Consider the following 16,591-nt stretch of genomic DNA (forward strand, 5'->3'; position numbering starts at 1 on the left):
GCCCGGCAGGAAAAACGAAAAAGGCCGCCCGATCGGGCGGCCCTTCAAGAAACAGGGGGTTCTGCCCTTACTGGAGCGAGGCCAGATAGGCCACGACATTGGCGCGGTCCTGCTCTTTCGGCAGGCCCGCGAAGGTCATCTTGGTGCCCGGCACATGGCCCTTGGGATTCTCGACGAAGGCGCCGAGCTCTTCCAACGTCCAGGTCGGCGCCTCGGCGGCATGGGCCACCATCGCGTCCGAATAGGCGAAGCCCGCCACCGAGGCCACCGCGCGGTCGACCACACCATTCAGATGCGGGCCCGTCGCGTCCGAGCCGTCGACCTTGTGACAGGCGGCGCATTTGGCGAAGACCTTCTGGCCCGCCGCCGCATCGGCCGCAGCCACCAGTTCCGGAAACGGCACCGCTTCGGCGGCCGGTTCCTCGGCGGCGGCACTGGCGCCCGTGTCGATCACATAGGCTTGCGTCACATCCTCGCCGTGGCCCTCGCCGAAGGTGTAAAGGCCGCTGGCCGCCCAGGATCCAAGCAGGAACACCAGGAGCGCGCCGCACCCGGCGCCGACCGCCTTCGTCAGGGTCATCGTGTCGAACATGTCGCATTTACCTCGGTTTGGGTCCGCCGGACATGTATCCGCTTCTTCCCCTTGCTTTCAAGGTGTAGTAGCGCCGCCGGACGCGGGGACAACCTGTTTTTGATCGCGGAGACCCAAGTCATGACCGGCCGAATCGCTTTCCAGGGGGAACCCGGCGCCTATTCGCACCAGGCCTGCCGTCAGGCGCGCCCCGAAATGGAGGCGATCCCCTGCCGCACCTTCGAGGATGCGATCGAGCTGGTCCGCGCGGGCGAGGCCGACCTCGCGATGCTGCCGGTCGAGAATTCCACCTACGGCCGCGTGGCCGACATTCACACGCTGCTGCCGGGCTCGGGCCTGCGGATCGTCGACGAATCCTTCGTGCGGGTGCACATCAATCTGCTCACCCTGCGCGGCACGCCCATCGAGCAGGTCGAGCGCGCCATGAGCCACACGGTTCTGCTGGGCCAGTGCCGCACCTTCCTGCGCGGCCATGACATCCGGCCGGTGACGGGCGCCGACACGGCGGGATCGGCGCGTCTGGTGGCGGAACAGGGCGATCCTGCGCTGGCCGCGCTCGCCTCGGAGCTCGCCGGCGAGATCTACGGGCTCGACGTGGTGGCGCGCCACATCGAGGACCAGTCGAACAACACCACCCGCTTCCTCGTGATGGCGCGGGAGGCCGACTGGACGCGGCGCGGCCCCGGCAAGATGGTCACGACCTTCACCTTCCGCGTGCGCAACATCCCGGCCGCCCTCTACAAGGCGCTCGGCGGCTTTGCCACGAACGGGATCAACATGACCAAGCTCGAGAGCTACATGGTCGGCGGCTCCTTCACCGCGACCGAGTTCTATGCCGACATCGAGGGCCATCCCGAGGATGGGAACGTGGCGCTCGCGCTCGACGAGCTGCGCTTCTTCACCAGCCAGTCCGAGATCCTCGGCGTCTATCCGGCCGACCCCGGCCGGGGCTGAGCCCCGTCGCGCTTGGTCTCAGGCCTGCGGCCCCTTCGCGGCCGCAGCCGCGGCAGCTTTGCGGCGGGCCTGCCAGCGCCGGCCGATCTCGGCCGCGAAGCCCTTGATGCGGGCGTCGTACTTCTCCTGAAGCGTGCCCTGCGCCAACCGCAGCGACTGGAGGAAGACGCGCGAGGGCAGCGTCAGCGCCTTCACGTCCGAGGTCACGGTGACGCGCGTCCGGCGCGGGGCGAGTTCGAGGAACGCGAGCGTCAGATCCGCCCGCAGGGAGTGGCCGGTGGCCTCCATCAGCAGCTTCTGGTCCGGCTCGATGCCCACGAGGCGCATCTCCACCTCCCGCGTCCGGCCGTGGTAGTCGAAGCGGACGAGCCAGCCCGTGCCGGGACCCTCCTCGGGCGTCCCGTCGAGCCTCCGGACCGTCACGCCGCGCTGCGAGGCCGCGCGCTCCCAGTTGCCGAAGTCCGACAGCTGCCTCCAGACGAACCGGATCGGCGCCTCGACTTCCTGGCTGGTGCTCAGTCGCATGGTCTCTCCCCTTCCGCGTCCCGCGGCGCTTTTCGCGTCAATCCAGACGGTCCGCAAGCCAGTTGGAGATCAGGAAGTGCGCGATGGCGCCTTTGCGCGCAGGCCGGACCTCGGGATGACGCCCCGCCATCACCGTCACCATCTCCTCGCGCGTGATCCAGCGCGCATCCTCGAGCTCCACCGGATCGAGCGTGATGACATCGGTGAGGGCGATCCCGTGGCAGCCCATCATGAGCGAGGCCGGGAAGGGCCAGGGCTGGCTCGCCAGATAGCGCACCGGGCCCACGGTCACGCCCGCCTCCTCCATCACCTCGCGGCGCACGGCGGCCTCGATCGTCTCGCCGGGCTCGACGAAGCCCGCGAGGCAGGAATAGACCCCCTCGGGCCAGCCCGGCGACCGGCCGACCAGCGCGCGGTTGCCATGGGTCACCAGCATGATGACCACCGGATCGGTGCGGGGGAAATGCTGCGCGCCGCAGGCGGTGCAGCGGCGGTGCCAGCCGCCCTCGGAGGGTGCCGAAGGCGCGCCGCAGGTCGAGCAGAAGCGATGGCTGCGGTGCCACTGCACGAGCGCCTTGGCGGTGGCGGCCAGCTCCGCCTCGCGCGGCGAGAGCGCGAGCATCAGGCCGCGCAGGTCGCCGAAGCCCGGCGCGCCCGGCAGGGCGGGATGCGACTGGAACCCCGGATCGAAGAACCCGCCCTGAACAGCCTCGGCGCCGGCCTCGGGCGACCAGTGCGAGATGTCGGCCGCAAAGCGGGGCGCCTCGCCGTCGAGCCCGAGAAAGATCGGCTCCTCCGCCCCGGCCAGCACGGGATGGCCGGGCGGAAGCCAGCCCAGCGCGCCTTCCTCGGCGCAGAGCGGACGGCCGCGCCAGATCGGCAGGACACAGTCGCCCGCCAGAAGCCGCGCGAGACTTGCGGCATCGCCCCTCAGCCGGCCGGCCCGGTCGAGCCCCGACCCTCCGAAGGTCACTGTCTCCGCGATCCGCATGCCGCCGCTCCTCCAGATCCGGCGGTCCGGCCGCCCCGGGCCGTCATGCCATGCCGCGCGGCAGGGGCCAAGGGTCGGACGGCGAAGATGCCATGGCCGGGGGGCTGGAACATCCCGGCCGCGCGGCCTAGCCTCGGCCCCGGCGATACCCATGCCTGTCGCGCGACCGCTTCGGAAGCCGCGGCGGGCGCAGGAATGCCGGGCAGGGCCGCGCCGAAGAAGGAAGTCCGGGGCATGAGACGAGAGGACGATCACCGCGAGAGGCGGCCGCAGGTGCTGGCGGAGCCGCCCGCAGACCCGGCCCGGCTCCGGCTGCGCCTGCTCGCCACGACGGACCTTCATGCCGAGATCCTGCCCTACGACTATCATGCCGACCGGCCGGCGCCGGGGCTGGGCCTCGCCACCACCGCGACCCTCATCGCCGAGGCGCGCGCCGAAGCCACGAACACGCTGCTCTTCGACAATGGCGATCTGCTGCAGGGCACGCCGATGGGCGATCTCTGGGCGCAGCGGGCGCCCGAAGGGATCCATCCCCTGATCGCGGCCATGAAGGCCCTCGGCTACGATGCGGCGACGGTCGGCAACCACGACTTCGACTACGGTCTGGATCATCTCGACCGCACGCTCGCCGACGCGACCTGGCCCGTCGTCTCGAGCAATGCGTTGCTGACGCTCGGAGCCGAGCCTGCGGCAGACCGGACGCTGCTGCCCCCGGCGGCGATCCTCGACCGCGAGATGATCGACGAGGCGGGGCAGCCGCACCGTCTGCGGATCGGGGTGCTGGGCCTCCTGCCGCCGCAGGTGCCGGTGTGGAACCGCGCCGTGCTGGGCGACCGGCTGCAGGTGCGCGACATCGCCGAGGCGGCGGCGGGCCATCTGGCGGCGCTTCGGGCCGAGGGCTGCGATCTCGTCGTGGCGCTCTGCCATTCGGGGATCGGCGCGCCCGAGGCCCAGCCCGAGCAGGAGGATGCGGCGCTGCCCGTGGCGGCGCTCGAGGGGATCGACGCGGTGGTGACGGGCCACAGCCACCTCGTCTTTCCCGCGCCGGGCTTCCCGCCGCGGCCCGGAGCCGATGCCACGCTGGGGCGGCTCGCGGGCAAGCCCGCCGTAATGGCCGGCGCCCGCGGCTCGCATCTGGGGGTGATCGATCTCCTGCTGGCCCGGGACGCCCAAGGCTGGCGCGTGGCGGAGGCGCAGGTCGAGGCCCGCCCGGTGCGGCGCGCGGGAAGCCCCGTGCAGGCCTGCCCGAAGCTCACCGCGCTTGCCGCGCCCGCCCATGCCGAGACCCTCCGCCACATCCGCCGCCCCATCGGCCACTCGACGGTGCGGATCGCGAGCCATTTCGCCCTCGTGGCGCCCACGGCCTCGCTGTCGCTCGTAGCCGAGGCGCAGGCCGCCCATCTGGCAGAGCACATCGCGGGAAGCCCCCTCGCGGGCCTGCCGATCCTGTCGGCGGCGGCGCCCTTCAAGGCGGGGGGGCGCGCCGGGCCTGCCCATTACAGCGACGTGCCGGCTGGACCGCTCGCGCTGCGCCATGCGGTCGATCTCTATATCTACCCGAACCTCATCGCCGCCGTCCGGCTGACCGGCGCCCAGATCGCGGAATGGCTCGAGCGGGCCGCGAGCCTCTTCGCCCGGATCGAACCGGGGGGAGTCGACCAGCCGCTCCTCGATCCCGAGATGCCGAGCTACGGCTTCGACCCGATCCAGGGACTGACCTTCTCGATCGACTTGGCCCAGCCCGCGCGCTACGACGCCCACGGCCGGATCGTCCGCCCCGAGGCGCGGCGCATCCTCGACCTGCGCTGGCAGGACCGGCCGCTGGACCCGACGCAGCCCTTCGCGGTGGCCACCAACAGCTACCGCGCCGCCAGCTGCAGCCGGCAGTTCGGCCCCCTGCCGACCTGGATCGGCACCGAGCCGATCCGCGACATCCTGAGCCGCCACATCTCCCGGACCTCGCCGCTGGCCCCCGAGGTGCCCCGCTTCTGGCGCTTCCGGCCGATGCCCGGCACCACGGCGATCTTCGAGACGGCCCCCGCCCCGGCCGAGCCGCCGCCCTTCCTCGATCTGACCCGGCTCCCTTCCTCGCCTGCGGGGTTCTCGCGCTTCCGCCTCGCCCTCTGACGGCCGCGCGCGATGCCCCGCCTGCGGCCGCGGGGCGCTTGCAAATGCCCCCGGCCCGGCCTATATCGGCCGCGAGAGGTTGGCGCGGGCAGGCGCCTCGCCAACCCGGTCAGGTCCGGAAGGAAGCAGCCGTAACGAGCCCCGTCTGGGTCGATGTCCAGCCTCTCACCTTTCCCCGATCATGCAGCGAAAGATCCCGGTTCCGTGAGGCTTGCGCAGGCAGCGCCTCCACGCGCGGGCTGCATTGCGCCTGCCCCTTCGGGTGGACGCCGCTCCTCCCCCGCCCTAATCTCGGGGCTGACCCCGAATCCGCCGAGGCCCGATGTCCGACACACCCGAGCAAGGCTATCAGGTCCTTGCCCGCAAATACCGCCCGCAGACCTTCGCCGACCTGATCGGTCAGGACGCGATGGTGCGCACGCTGAAGAACGCCTTCGCGGCGGACCGGATCGCCCATGCCTTCGTGATGACCGGCGTGCGGGGCGTGGGCAAGACGACCACGGCGCGGATCATCGCCAAGGGGCTGAACTGCGTGGGCCCGGACGGCACCGGCGGCCCCACGACCGAGCCCTGCGGCCAGTGCGAGCCCTGCCGCGCCATTTCCGAAGGCCGCCATGTCGACGTGATGGAGATGGACGCCGCCTCGCGCACCGGGGTGGGCGACATCCGCGAGATCATCGACTCGGTCCACTACCGGGCCGCCTCGGCGCGCTACAAGATCTACATCATCGACGAGGTCCATATGCTCTCGACCAGCGCGTTCAACGCGCTGCTCAAGACGCTCGAGGAACCGCCCGCCCATGTGAAATTCATTTTCGCCACCACCGAGATCCGCAAGGTGCCGGTCACGGTGCTGTCGCGCTGCCAGCGGTTCGACCTGAAGCGGATCGAGCCCGAGGTGATGATGGCCCACCTCTCCCGCGTGGCGGGGAAAGAGGGCGCAGAACTCACCCGCGATGCGCTGGCGCTCATCACCCGTGCGGCCGAAGGGTCGGTGCGCGACGCGATGAGCCTGATGGATCAGGCCATCGCGCACGGGGCGGGCGAGACCACCGCCGATCAGGTGCGCGCGATGCTGGGGCTGGCCGACCGCGGCCGCGTGCTCGATCTCTTCGATCTGGTGATGAAGGGCGAGGCGGCAGCGGCGCTGGCCGAACTCTCCGGCCAATATGCCGACGGGGCCGACCCGATGGCCGTGCTGCGCGATCTGGCCGAGATCACGCACTGGATCTCGATCATCAAGATCAGCCCCGAGGCGGCCGAGGATCCGACCACGCCGCCCGACGAACGCACACGGGGGCTCGAGATGGCGGAGCGGCTGCCGATGCGGGTGCTGACCCGCATGTGGCAGATGCTGCTCAAGGCCATCGAGGAGGTCTCGCTGGCGCCGAACGCCATGATGGCGGCCGAGATGGCGGTGATCCGCCTGACCCATGTGGCCGATCTGCCCGATCCCGAGGCGCTGATCCGCAGGCTCCAGTCCGAGCCGCGGCCCGGCCCGGGCCCGGGCGGCGGCGTTCAGGCGGGCACGCAGGCGGCGCCTGCCGCGCCGATGGCGCGGATGCAGGCTGCCCCGCCGCGCGCCGCGCACCCGGCGCCGCAGGCCTCGGGGGCCGCCACGGCCGTGGCCCTCGCTCCCGGCACCCTCCCCTGCCAGAGCTTCGAGCAGATGGTCGAGCTGATCCGGCAGAAGCGCGACATGAAGCTCTTGTACGAGGTCGAGACCGGCGTGCGCCTCGTCCGCTTCGCCCCGGGGCGGATCGAGTTCGAGCCGGCACCCGACGCCGCCCCCGATCTTGCCGCGCGGCTGTCGCAGCGGCTGCAGGGCTGGACCGGCGGGCGCTGGGGCATCTCGGTCGTCTCGGGCGGCGGCGCGCCGACGCTCGCCGAAGAGCGCGACAAGGGGCGCCTTGAAGAAGAGGCGCGCGCACTGGAAAACCCACTCGTCCAGGCGGTGATGGCCGCCTTCCCGGGCGCGCGGATCGCCGAGATCCGCAGGCTCGAGGAACAGGCCGCGGCCGAGGCTCTGCCCGAGGTCGAGGACGAGTGGGACCCGTTCGAGGACAATTGAGAGGAGCAACGAATGCTGAAGGGTTTGGGCGGTCTTGGCGACATGGCCAAGATGATGAAGGCCGCGCAGGGATTCCAGGAGAAGATGGCGCAGCTTCAGGAAGATCTGGGCGGCATGACCGTCGTGGGCGAATCGGGCGCGGGTCTCGTGCGCGCCACGGCGACCGCCAAGGGCGAGCTGACCGGCCTCGAGATCGACCCGTCGATCTTCGTCGCCTCGGAGAAGGAAGTGGTCGAGGATCTGATCCTCGCCGCGATCAAGGATGCCCAGTCCAAGGCCTCGGAACGGGCCAAGGAAGAGATGGGCAAGCTAACGGAAGGCCTCGGCCTGCCGCCGGGCATGAAGCTGCCCTTCTGACATGGCCGAAGCCCCCGGCGACATCGAGCGTCTGATCGAGCTGATGGCGCGGCTGCCGGGGCTCGGGCCCCGCTCCGCCCGCCGGGCGGTGCTTCTGATGCTGAAGAAGCGGGGGGCCGTCATGGCCCCTCTGGCACAGGCCATGGCCGAAGTCGCGACCAGCGCGCGCGATTGTGTGCGCTGCGGCAACATCACGAACGCCGATCTCTGCGGGATCTGCCGCGACGAGCGCCGCGCCACGGGCGAGCTCTGCGTGGTGGAGGATGTGGCCGACCTCTGGGCGCTCGAGCGCGCAGGCGCCTTCCGCGGCCGCTATCATGTGCTGGGCGGCGTTCTCTCGGCGCTGGATTCGGTCGGCCCCGAGGAGCTGCGCATCCCCCGCCTCGCCGAGCGGGTGCGCGAGGAGGGCATCTCCGAGGTGATCCTCGCGCTCAATGCAACGGTGGACGGCCAGACCACGGCCCATTACATCGCCGACGTGCTCGAGCCTTCGGGCGTGCAGGTCACGTCGCTGGCCCAGGGCGTGCCCATCGGCGGCGAGCTCGACTATCTCGACGACGGCACCATCGGTGCCGCCCTCCGCGCCCGCCGGCGGTTCTGAGGGCCGGCCCCGAACCGTCTCTGCCCCCGAACCACCTGTCAAATCCCCGGAGCGGCCGCCTGCCCCCCGGGGTGCGGGTCACGCGCTCGCAGGTACGAGCCTCGAGACGGTCCGGTCGACGGGGCGCTGCATCCCCCGCACGAGGCGCTGGAAGCCGGTCGCAATGCGCGTCCAGACCCGGCTGGCCTCGGGCGAGACCGGGGTCATCAGCCGCAGGAAGAGCCAGCTCTGCCCCAGCATGATCGCGAAGAAGACAAGCGCGAGCGGCAGGCCGCCTCCCAGCGCGGGCAGCCGCTCGGGCGCGAGATAGAGCAGGATGTTGCCGAAGGAGAAGGTGAAGAGGCTGGTCCGCCCGAGGAACAGGACGGGCTTGCCCCACCGCCGCCCCAGCCGGTCGAAGAGCAGCACCGCCAGCAACACCTCAAGAAGCGTGGCCGTGAGGCCGATGGCGGCATAGATCGGATGGTTGTCGTTGCGCAGGCTCATGTCGGCGATCGCCACGACGGTCTGGTAGGGCGCCTGCCAGTTCCATAGCGCCGCCGAGGCACCGGCCGTCGTGGCCAGCATCAGCCCGAGCACGAGCGCGCCGCGGCGCCGCTCGGACGCCTCTGCGGACAGGAGGAGCCGCACGCCGCGCCCGAGGATCATGCCCGCCGCGACCAGCGCGAGCCCGTGCAGCACCGACGGGCCGCCCGCCTCGCTGGTGCCGCCATAGAGGAAGCTCGCGGGCTTCTGGAGGTAGTCGCGCCCGAAGAGCAACGGCGGCTCCGGCAGCTGGGCCAGCAGCGGATGGGCGGCGGGCACCGCCACCGCAAAGAGGAGCACCGCGCCGAGCCCGTGGCGGAGCCGCATCCGCAGGAGCAGGGGCGCGGCGAGGAGGGCCAGGGCGTAGAACTTCAGGATATCCGCATAGGGCGTCACGCCCAGCATCAGGAGGCAGCGGATCGTATAGCCCAGCGACTGACCGCCCGAGACATGCAGCGCGATCACCGTCAGCGCATAGAGCAGGTAGCATTGCAGCGCCCGCGTCCAGAGCTGCCGGGTAGCCGCCTCGGCCCCGCCCGCAGCGAAGCGCGGCGCATAGACGATCTCGAGCATCGCGCCGAACAGGCAGATGAAGGTCACCGGCGCGGTCTGGATCGCGAAGCGGGTGAAGGTGGCGGTCGGGCCGTGCCACGCCTCGAACACGTCGAACTGGATCAGCGTATGGCTCAGCATGGCCAGCATGATCGCGAGCGAGCGGGTCACGTCCACGCCGTTGATGCGCGCGGCGGAACTCCGGGAAGGATTGGGCGGCATGGTCGGTCCTGCATTGGGGGCGGCTACGCGACCGGAAGTGGCGGAGCCCCCTGCCGGGAGGGAAATGGTCACATCAATCGACGCGGCTCAAACGGGAACAACCGCCCGAGGGCGGTTGTTCCCGTGGTCGCTCATCGAAGCGCCCCCATCAATGCAAAAGCCTGCTGCGCCGCAGAATGAGCGGTAGACTGCCGATCAGCGGGCCGGATCCTCGTCTTCTTCCTCGTCCGCATCGTCGCCGTGCGGCAGATTGAAGAAGGAATCGGCATCCGAGAAATCGGCGGGACGCTTTTCTTCCTCGCTGCGACCGAACTGCTCAAGGCCCGAGGGCATCCGCGGCTCGTCCGGCATCGAGAGCGACTGTTCGGTGGAGACGAGCTTGCGCCGCTCGTCGTCGCTCATCACCACGCCTTCGGCGGCCTTGCGGCGGGCCGCTTGCTGCACCGCTGCGTCGAGCTCGGTCTGGCGGCAGAGGCCGAGGGCGACCGGATCGATGGGCTGGATCGAGCCGATGTTCCAGTGGGTGCGCTCTCGGATCGACTGGATGGTGGGCTTGGTGGTGCCCACGAGCTTGGCGATGGCGCCGTCCGAGAGCTCGGGGTGGAACTTCACCAGCCACAGGATCGCCGCCGGCCGGTCCTGCCGCTTGGAGAGCGGCGTGTAGCGCGGGCCGCGGCGCTTCTCCTCGCCGACGGCGGCGGGGTTGAACTTGAGCTTCATCTTGTAGAGCGGGTCGCGCTGACCCTTCTCGATCTCGATCGCGTCGAGCTGGTTGTTGGCGACGGGATCGAACCCCTTGACGCCGGTCGCCACGTCACCGTCGGCGATGCCCTGCACCTCGAGCTCGTGCATTCCGCAGAAATCGGCGATCTGGCGGAACGAGAGGGTGGTGTTGTCGATCAGCCAGACGGCGGTGGCCTTGGACATCAGCGGCTTGTTCATCGGACGATCCTCTGCAAATCTTGACCATGCCGGGAAAACGGCTGCGGCCGGGCCGCGTCTTCTCGTTTTCGGGAAGTTCACGCTGGCATATAATGCCGTTCCACCGCGAGGGGAAGTGAAAATGCGTCTGCTGGCTTTCACGCTTGCGCTGGCTGCGGCTCCCGCGCTCGCAGACCACGACCGGGCGGGGGATTTCACCCATTACATCCTCGCGCTGAGCTGGGAGCCCACCTGGTGCGCACTCGAGGGCGAGGCACGCGGGGCCGAGGAATGCAGCTGGGGCCGCGGCTTCGTGCTCCACGGGCTCTGGCCGCAGCGCGAGCAGGGCTGGCCCGCCTTCTGCCTGACAACCGAGCGCGATCCGTCGCGGCGCGAGACGGCCGGGATGGCCGATCTGATCGCGCCGGGGCTCGCGTGGCATCAATGGAAGAAGCACGGCCGCTGCGCGGGCCTGCCGGCCACGGACTATTTCGCGCTGATGCGCCGCGCGGTGGAGCGCGTCGTAGTCCCCGAGCCGCTCCGGCACCTGCCCGTGGACATCTCGCTGCCGCCCCGCGTGCTGGAAGAGGCTTTCACCGAAGCCAATCCGGGCCTCGCGCCCGAGGGCATCACCGTGGCCTGCGAGGCAGGCCATGTGCAGGAGGTGCGGATCTGCCTGACGAAGGATCTGGACTTCCGCCCCTGTGCGCTCGAGGCGCGGCCGGATTGCCCGCTGCCGCTCGCGAAGATGGACCGGCCCTAGGCGGTTCTCGCCCGGCGGAGGAAGGCCGGGGGCGCTGCCCCCGGACCCCCGGGATATTTGAACCAGAATGAATGAGGGGAGGGTGAGGTCGGGCGTTCGAGGTCGCGTTGCGGCGGATGTCCCTGGGGGGGGCCGCGAGGCTGTTTCCCCGGGGGGCTTCGGGAAGGGACGGACGGTCCGGTCCTGTGGCGCCGCGCGGGGGACGGCGTGCCCTTCGGGGCAACCGGGAGAAGCCTGGCCGGCGGCAGCGCCGGAGGCGGGGGTTCGATGCCCCCGCCTCCGGCTCCCCCGGGCCGGTCCGGCTCAGAGTTTCAGGACGATCTTGCCGATGTGGGACGAGCCTTCCATGCGGGCATGTGCCTCGGCCGCCTGCTCGATCGGGAACTCGCTGTCGATCACCGGGCGCAGCGCGCCGCGCGCGACCAGCGGCCAGACCTGCGTCTCGATGTCGCGGGCATAGCGGGCCTTGGCCAGATCGCTCTGCGGCCGGAGCGTGGACCCGGTGATCGTCAGCCGGCGCATCATCACCTCGGCGAAGTTCAGCTCCACCTTCGTGCCCTCGAGGAAGGCGATCTGCACCAGCCGTCCCTCGGTCGCGAGCGCCTTGACGTTGCGCGGCAGGTAGCTGCCGCCCACCATGTCGAGGATCAGGTCCGCTCCGCCTTCGGCCTTGAGCACGGCCACGAAATCCTCCTCGCGGTAGTTGATCGCCCGTTCCGCCCCGAGCGCCCGGCAGGCCGCGCATTTCTCCTCGGAGCCGGCGGTGGCGAAGACGCGGGCGCCCAAGGCCGCGGCCAGCTGGATCGCGGTGGTGCCGATCCCCGACGAGCCGCCATGGACGAGGAAGCGCTCGCCCGCCCGGAGCCCGCCGCGGAGCGCCACGTTCGACCAGACGGTGAAGCAGGTCTCGGGCAGGCAGGCGGCCTCGCGCAGGGTGAGCCCCGACGGCACCGGCAGCGCATGGTCGGCCGGGGTCACCGCATAGTCGGCATAGCCGCCGCCCGGCAGCAGGGCGCAAACCTCCTCGCCCACGCGCCAGCGGGTGACGCCCGGGCCCACCGCCGCGACGGTTCCCGAGGCCTCGAGCCCCGGCAGCGGCGAGGCGCCGGGCGGAGGCGCATAAGCGCCCGCGCGCTGCAGCGCATCGGGTCGGTTGACCCCGGCATAGGCCACGCGGATCAGGATCTGGCCGTGGCCGGGCACCGGGACCGGCACCGTGGCGGGGCGCAGGACCTCGGGCCCTCCGGGTCGGCTGATCTCGATGGCACGCATCGTCTCGGGCAGGCTCACGCGGATCTCCTCGATTGGGGGGCTGGACCGGCGGCGATCCGGCCCGGAACTGTCTGGCGGCCGGGGCCGCATCCCGGTCGCGGCAGCGGCTGTGAAATGCCCGCCCGCGCGGGCAGGCATCGGAAGCGCGCGCGGGCTTCTCCTCAGAAGCGGCTCGACCGGCCCGGCACATCGGCCGGCGGAGCGGGGGCATGAACACGGCGCATCACCATCCGCGGCCCTGCCGTCACGGCGCGCAGGAGCGGGTTGCGCTGCGCCTCGGTCTTCATCTTCTCGAAGCGCAGCACGTCGGCGATGCGGCGGTCGAGGAACTCCCAGGTGGCATAGTGCCCGGGCGTATCGTCGCCCAGCCAGTAGAGCACGGTCGCCGCATAGACCGCCGAGAGCGTCGCCCGCTTGGTGTACCAGTTCAGGTCGCGCGAGCTGTCGCCGAGCGCCGTCCAGATCCGGTCGGCCGTGCCCCAGAGCGCGCGCGCGCCGTCGCCCGCATGCTGCGGCAGGCTGAAGAGGGTGGAGCCGCGCCGGACCAGCTCCTTGTCCTCGACCGCCTCGAGCCGGAAGCGGATCAGCGCCGCCACCCGCTCGGAATAGCGCAGGGCTCCCAGATCCGCGGCCGCCGCCTTCTCGAGCATCCGCTCGTCGCCGCGTCGGTGGTAGGCCAGCGCAAGATCCACCCCGCCGCGCGGAAAGAGCGCGCGCGCCAGCCCCGGCGCCACGCCCGAATCGCGGATCGCGGCCCGCAGCGTGGTTTCCGACCAGCCGTCGAAGGGCACATGCATCACCGCCGCGTCGAGGATGGCGTCGCGGGTCTTCTCGTTTCCGTCGCGTGTATCCATGGCGTTTCCTTTCCGGTTCCCTGCGCGCGGGAGGGTCTGCTGTCCGCCCCTGCTGACGGAGAACTGAGCCGCTTGTCCAGTGCGTCCAGTGTCCCGCGCTCCGCCCCGGCAGGGGCCGCGGGTGGTGGACAGCCCCACCCGTCTCTGTTATAGGCGCCCGACCTGCTACTCTTGCAACTCTAACCTAGGAAGGTGGTGACAACCACATGCAGGTCAGCGTCCGCGACAACAACGTCGAACAGGCCCTCCGGGCCCTCAAGAAAAAGCTCCAGCGCGAAGGCGTGTTCCGCGAAATGAAGCTCAAGCAGCATTTCGAGAAACCCTCCGTCAAGCGCGCCCGTGAGCAAGCCGAAGCGGTCCGCCGTGCGCGCAAGCTCGCGCGCAAGAAGGCGCAGCGCGAAGGCGCTCTCTGAGACGTCAGCGCGAAGCTGGGCGGGCCCCCGGGCTCGCCGCCATCGGACCCCCGTCGCGCAAGTGTCGGGGGTTTTTCTTTCGGGTGCGGCACAGGCGCGCGGCGGAGCATCGCCACCAAGGGTTGCAATGCGGGAGCCGGATGGTTTTATCCGCGTTAACCTTGACAGGATCCGCGCCGCGCGGCCTGTGTGGCCCGACACAAGGGGCCCCTGCCCCGACCGAAGACCGCACCCATCGCAAGACCAAGCCCCAAGTCAGAAGGCACCTCCTCCATGGCGATCGACCTGCTCTCGACCTTCATCAAGCCGATGCACCGCGAGGGCACCAAGTTCGTCGCCATCTTCGCCGTGGTCACGCTCGTCCTGTTCCTGATCTGGGAGCCGCTCGGCTGGATCGGCGTGGGCCTCACGGTCTGGTGCTACTACTTCTTCCGCGATCCGGTGCGCGTCACGCCGACGCGTGAGGGGCTGATCGTAAGCCCGGCCGACGGGGTCGTGTCGCTGATCGAGCCCGCCGTGCCGCCGGCCGAGCTCGGCATGGGACCCGCGCCCATGACCCGCGTCTCGGTCTTCATGAACGTCTTCGACTGCCATGTGAACCGTGCGCCCATCGGCGGCACGGTGACGGCCGTCGCCTATCGTCCGGGCAAGTTCCTGAACGCCTCGCTCGACAAGGCGAGCGAGGACAACGAGCGCAATGCGCTGGCGATCCGTCTCGCCGACGGCCGCCAGATCGCCGTCGTGCAGATCGCGGGCCTCGTGGCGCGCCGGATCCTCTGCGAGGTGCGCGAGGGCACGCCGCTGCTGACGGGCGAGCGGTTCGGGATGATCCGCTTCGGCTCGCGGCTCGACGTCTATCTGCCCGAGGGCGTGCAGCCGCTCGTCTGCCTCGGTCAGGTCATGACCTCGGGCGAGACCGTGCTTGCCGACCTCGCCAGCCCGGAGGCGCGCCGCACCGGCGCGGCGCGCTGAGCCATGCTGCGGCGCGACGACCGGACCCTGCCGATCCTGATGCTGCTGCCGAACCTGGTGACGATCACCGGGCTCTGCGCGGGGCTCACGGCGATCCGCTTCATCATGGTGGGCCGCTTCGATCTGGCCGCGATGCTGATCGTCTTCGCGGCCGCCATCGACGGGCTGGACGGGCTGATCGCCCGGCGCCTCAATGCGCAGTCGAGCTTCGGGGCCGAACTCGATTCGCTGTCGGACTTCCTGAATTTCGGCGTGACGCCCGGGCTCCTCGTCTTTCAATATGCGCTGGCGGGCACCTATTCCACGAGCTGGATCTTCGTCCTCGTCTACACGATCTGCGGCTGCCTGCGGCTAGCGCGCTTCAACATCAACCGCGACACGCCCCTGCCGCCCGGCACCAAGCCGCATTTCACGGGCGTTCCCGCGCCCGGCGGCGCGCTTCTGGCGCTGCTCCCGGTCTTCATGTCGCTTCAGGGCCTGATCGACGCCCGCGACTTTCCCGTGGCCTACGGCATCTATCTCGCGCTGGTGGGCCTCATGATGACGAGCCGCATACCCACCATCTCGCCCAAGTCGATGCGCATCCCGCGCGACAAGGCGATCTTCGTGCTGATCGGCACGGTCATCGTGATCGGCCTGCTCGTCACGCGCTTCTGGCTGCTGATGGTGCTGGTCGGGCTGGTCTATCTGGTCGTGACGGGCTTTGCCATCGTGACCTACCTGCGCCGCTGGCGCTCCTGAGACAACGGAAGAGGGACGGACGGATGGAACTTGACGCGGTAAGCCGGAGCTACAAACGCTGGGCGCCGATCTACGACTTCAGCTTCGGCAAGGTGAGCGAGAGCCCGCGGCGCCGGACGGCGGCCCATGTGAATGCCCGCGGCGGCCGCGTGCTCGAGGTGGGCGTGGGCACGGGCCTGTCGCTGCCGCTCTACAGCCACCGGGTGGCCGTGACGGGGATCGACTTCTCGCACGAGATGCTGGCCCGGGCCCGCGAGAAGGTCGAGGAGATGGGCCTCGAGCCGGTCAAGGAGCTGCGCCAGATGGATGCGCGCGAGCTCGACTTCCCCGACGAGACCTTCGACACGGTCGTGGCCATGTTCCTCGTCTCGGTCGTTCCCGAACCCGAGCGCGTGGTCTCGGAGATGGCGCGCGTCTGCCGCAAGGGCGGCGAGGTGGTGATCGTGAACCATTTCGCGCGCGACAAGGGCCCGCTCGCCGCCGTCGAGAAGGCGCTGGCGCGGTTCGAGAACACGCTGGGCTGGCACTCCGACTTCGCGATCGAGCGCGTGACCGCCGATCCGCGCCTCGAGGTGGTCGAGCAGACCCCGATGAGCCCCGGCGGCCTCTTCACCTTCCTGCGCTTCCAGCGCCGCTGATCCTTCCATCCCGCGCCGTCCGCGGCGCGGGACCCGTCTCAGACGGGGATGGCCGTCGTCTTGAACACGGTGCGCAGCGCGAAGCTCGAATGCATCTGCGCCACCCCCGGCAGCCGCGACAGATACTGGCGGTGGATGCGGGCGAAATCCTCGGTATCCTGCGCCACGATCTTCAGCAGGTAATCCGCCGTCCCCGCCATCAGGTGACATTCGAGGATATCGGGCACGCGCGCCACCTCGCGCTCGAACCTGTCGAGCAGATCGTCGGCCTGCCCCTGCAGCGTGATCTCGACGAAGACCGTTGTGGGCCGAGCCAGCTTGCGGGCGTCGAGCAGCGCCACATAGCCCGCGATATAGCCCTCCTCCTCCAGCCGCTGCACGCGCCGGTGACAGGCCGAGGGCGAGAGGTTCACCCGCTCGGACAGCTCCGCATTGGTGATGCGGCCCTGTTTCTGCAGGACGGTCAGGATTCGGCGGTCTGTCGCGTCAAGTTCCATTCG

The 16,591-nt window shown here is 70.4% G+C and carries 18 protein-coding genes and 1 other RNA gene; 11 read left to right on the top strand and 8 right to left on the bottom strand.

Annotation, left to right across the window (positions count from 1 at the left end; all coding sequences use genetic code 11):
- Window positions 1-67: 67 nt before the first annotated feature.
- Entirely contained in the window at window positions 68-592 is a 525-nt protein-coding gene (locus tag RSP_RS11845) for a c-type cytochrome (RefSeq protein WP_002720887.1), read from the bottom strand.
- 120 nt (window positions 593-712) lie between these two features.
- On the opposite strand from RSP_RS11845, the gene RSP_RS11850 reads away from it, so the two are divergent.
- Window positions 713-1,546 carry a prephenate dehydratase gene (locus RSP_RS11850; RefSeq protein ID WP_002720888.1) on the top strand — a complete coding sequence of 278 codons (834 nt, stop codon included), beginning with the start codon at window positions 713-715 and terminating at the stop codon, window positions 1,544-1,546.
- Between the two features lie 18 nt (window positions 1,547-1,564).
- Here the strand turns inward: RSP_RS11850 and RSP_RS11855 are convergent, their stop codons facing one another.
- Both RSP_RS11855 and nudC read right to left on the bottom strand, forming a co-directional pair.
- The gene (locus RSP_RS11855) at window positions 1,565-2,071 is read right to left on the bottom strand and encodes an SRPBCC family protein (protein WP_011338429.1); all 507 of its coding nucleotides are present in this window, start codon (window positions 2,069-2,071) and stop codon (window positions 1,565-1,567) included.
- Window positions 2,072-2,108: 37 nt separating this feature from the next.
- Window positions 2,109-3,062, bottom strand: a complete 954-nt coding sequence (gene nudC, locus RSP_RS11860) for an NAD(+) diphosphatase (RefSeq protein WP_011338430.1) — start codon at window positions 3,060-3,062, stop codon at window positions 2,109-2,111.
- A gap of 234 nt (window positions 3,063-3,296) precedes the next feature.
- Between nudC and RSP_RS11865 the strand changes: the two genes are divergently transcribed.
- The 5 genes from RSP_RS11865 to recR all read left to right on the top strand — a co-directional run bounded on the left by RSP_RS11865 (window position 3,297) and on the right by recR (window position 8,218).
- A complete protein-coding gene (locus tag RSP_RS11865) occupies window positions 3,297-5,189 on the top strand; it encodes a bifunctional 2',3'-cyclic-nucleotide 2'-phosphodiesterase/3'-nucleotidase (RefSeq protein WP_011338431.1) in 1,893 nt (630 codons plus the stop codon).
- 72 nt (window positions 5,190-5,261) lie between these two features.
- Window positions 5,262-5,360, top strand: an RNA gene (gene ffs / locus RSP_RS11870) — signal recognition particle sRNA small type.
- A gap of 151 nt (window positions 5,361-5,511) precedes the next feature.
- Complete coding sequence (locus RSP_RS11875) at window positions 5,512-7,260, top strand: DNA polymerase III subunit gamma/tau (RefSeq protein ID WP_011338432.1); 1,749 nt, start codon at window positions 5,512-5,514, stop codon at window positions 7,258-7,260.
- 12 nt (window positions 7,261-7,272) lie between these two features.
- Complete coding sequence (locus tag RSP_RS11880) at window positions 7,273-7,617, top strand: YbaB/EbfC family nucleoid-associated protein (protein WP_002720893.1); 345 nt, start codon at window positions 7,273-7,275, stop codon at window positions 7,615-7,617.
- A gap of 1 nt (window position 7,618) precedes the next feature.
- On the top strand, window positions 7,619-8,218 hold the full coding sequence (recR, locus tag RSP_RS11885; protein ID WP_002720894.1) for a recombination mediator RecR: 600 nt from the start codon (window positions 7,619-7,621) through the stop codon (window positions 8,216-8,218).
- Between the two features lie 78 nt (window positions 8,219-8,296).
- Here recR and opgC read toward each other — a convergent pair whose 3' ends face one another.
- Window positions 8,297-9,517: an OpgC domain-containing protein gene (gene opgC / locus RSP_RS11890; RefSeq protein WP_011841619.1), complete on the bottom strand. Its 1,221-nt coding sequence runs from the start codon at window positions 9,515-9,517 to the stop codon at window positions 8,297-8,299.
- 195 nt (window positions 9,518-9,712) lie between these two features.
- A complete protein-coding gene (locus RSP_RS11895) occupies window positions 9,713-10,459 on the bottom strand; it encodes a DUF1013 domain-containing protein (RefSeq protein WP_002720896.1) in 747 nt (248 codons plus the stop codon).
- Between the two features lie 121 nt (window positions 10,460-10,580).
- Between RSP_RS11895 and RSP_RS11900 the strand changes: the two genes are divergently transcribed.
- Complete coding sequence (locus tag RSP_RS11900) at window positions 10,581-11,201, top strand: ribonuclease T2 family protein (protein ID WP_011338434.1); 621 nt, start codon at window positions 10,581-10,583, stop codon at window positions 11,199-11,201.
- Window positions 11,202-11,504: 303 nt separating this feature from the next.
- Here the strand turns inward: RSP_RS11900 and RSP_RS11905 are convergent, their stop codons facing one another.
- Both RSP_RS11905 and RSP_RS11910 read right to left on the bottom strand, forming a co-directional pair.
- Window positions 11,505-12,491, bottom strand: a complete 987-nt coding sequence (locus tag RSP_RS11905) for an NAD(P)H-quinone oxidoreductase (protein ID WP_002720898.1) — start codon at window positions 12,489-12,491, stop codon at window positions 11,505-11,507.
- A 143-nt stretch (window positions 12,492-12,634) separates the two neighbouring features.
- Complete coding sequence (locus tag RSP_RS11910; protein WP_002720899.1) at window positions 12,635-13,327, bottom strand: COQ9 family protein; 693 nt, start codon at window positions 13,325-13,327, stop codon at window positions 12,635-12,637.
- A 206-nt stretch (window positions 13,328-13,533) separates the two neighbouring features.
- Between RSP_RS11910 and rpsU the strand changes: the two genes are divergently transcribed.
- The 4 genes from rpsU to RSP_RS11930 all read left to right on the top strand — a co-directional run bounded on the left by rpsU (window position 13,534) and on the right by RSP_RS11930 (window position 16,091).
- On the top strand, window positions 13,534-13,740 hold the full coding sequence (rpsU, locus tag RSP_RS11915) for a 30S ribosomal protein S21 (RefSeq protein WP_002720900.1): 207 nt from the start codon (window positions 13,534-13,536) through the stop codon (window positions 13,738-13,740).
- Between the two features lie 234 nt (window positions 13,741-13,974).
- On the top strand, window positions 13,975-14,712 hold the full coding sequence (locus RSP_RS11920; protein ID WP_257722017.1) for a phosphatidylserine decarboxylase: 738 nt from the start codon (window positions 13,975-13,977) through the stop codon (window positions 14,710-14,712).
- 3 nt (window positions 14,713-14,715) lie between these two features.
- Window positions 14,716-15,453, top strand: a complete 738-nt coding sequence (pssA, locus tag RSP_RS11925; protein WP_002720902.1) for a CDP-diacylglycerol--serine O-phosphatidyltransferase — start codon at window positions 14,716-14,718, stop codon at window positions 15,451-15,453.
- A 23-nt stretch (window positions 15,454-15,476) separates the two neighbouring features.
- Window positions 15,477-16,091, top strand: coding sequence for a class I SAM-dependent methyltransferase (locus tag RSP_RS11930; protein WP_002720903.1), 615 nt, complete (start codon window positions 15,477-15,479; stop codon window positions 16,089-16,091).
- A gap of 38 nt (window positions 16,092-16,129) precedes the next feature.
- On the opposite strand, the gene RSP_RS11935 is transcribed toward RSP_RS11930, so the two are convergent.
- Window positions 16,130-16,588 (bottom strand): Lrp/AsnC family transcriptional regulator, encoded by a 459-nt coding sequence (locus tag RSP_RS11935; protein WP_011338436.1) that lies wholly within the window; start codon window positions 16,586-16,588, stop codon window positions 16,130-16,132.
- Window positions 16,589-16,591: the final 3 nt, after the last annotated feature.

Source organism: Cereibacter sphaeroides 2.4.1 (assembly GCF_000012905.2).
Lineage (GTDB): Bacteria > Pseudomonadota > Alphaproteobacteria > Rhodobacterales > Rhodobacteraceae > Cereibacter_A > Cereibacter_A sphaeroides.

Excerpts from the sequence above, each read along its gene's own strand:
- pssA (WP_002720902.1), top strand. The coding sequence starts at position 14,716 with ATGCTGCGGCGCGACGACCGGACCCTGCCGATCCTGATGCTGCTGCCG.
- RSP_RS11845 (WP_002720887.1), bottom strand. The coding sequence starts at position 592 with ATGTTCGACACGATGACCCTGACGAAGGCGGTCGGCGCCGGGTGCGGC.
- RSP_RS11850 (WP_002720888.1), top strand. The coding sequence starts at position 713 with ATGACCGGCCGAATCGCTTTCCAGGGGGAACCCGGCGCCTATTCGCAC.
- RSP_RS11935 (WP_011338436.1), bottom strand. The coding sequence starts at position 16,588 with ATGGAACTTGACGCGACAGACCGCCGAATCCTGACCGTCCTGCAGAAA.
- rpsU (WP_002720900.1), top strand. The coding sequence starts at position 13,534 with ATGCAGGTCAGCGTCCGCGACAACAACGTCGAACAGGCCCTCCGGGCC.
- RSP_RS11930 (WP_002720903.1), top strand. The coding sequence starts at position 15,477 with ATGGAACTTGACGCGGTAAGCCGGAGCTACAAACGCTGGGCGCCGATC.
- nudC (WP_011338430.1), bottom strand. The coding sequence starts at position 3,062 with ATGCGGATCGCGGAGACAGTGACCTTCGGAGGGTCGGGGCTCGACCGG.
- recR (WP_002720894.1), top strand. The coding sequence starts at position 7,619 with ATGGCCGAAGCCCCCGGCGACATCGAGCGTCTGATCGAGCTGATGGCG.
- RSP_RS11900 (WP_011338434.1), top strand. The coding sequence starts at position 10,581 with ATGCGTCTGCTGGCTTTCACGCTTGCGCTGGCTGCGGCTCCCGCGCTC.
- RSP_RS11875 (WP_011338432.1), top strand. The coding sequence starts at position 5,512 with ATGTCCGACACACCCGAGCAAGGCTATCAGGTCCTTGCCCGCAAATAC.
- opgC (WP_011841619.1), bottom strand. The coding sequence starts at position 9,517 with ATGCCGCCCAATCCTTCCCGGAGTTCCGCCGCGCGCATCAACGGCGTG.
- RSP_RS11865 (WP_011338431.1), top strand. The coding sequence starts at position 3,297 with ATGAGACGAGAGGACGATCACCGCGAGAGGCGGCCGCAGGTGCTGGCG.
- RSP_RS11895 (WP_002720896.1), bottom strand. The coding sequence starts at position 10,459 with ATGAACAAGCCGCTGATGTCCAAGGCCACCGCCGTCTGGCTGATCGAC.
- RSP_RS11880 (WP_002720893.1), top strand. The coding sequence starts at position 7,273 with ATGCTGAAGGGTTTGGGCGGTCTTGGCGACATGGCCAAGATGATGAAG.
- RSP_RS11910 (WP_002720899.1), bottom strand. The coding sequence starts at position 13,327 with ATGGATACACGCGACGGAAACGAGAAGACCCGCGACGCCATCCTCGAC.
- RSP_RS11855 (WP_011338429.1), bottom strand. The coding sequence starts at position 2,071 with ATGCGACTGAGCACCAGCCAGGAAGTCGAGGCGCCGATCCGGTTCGTC.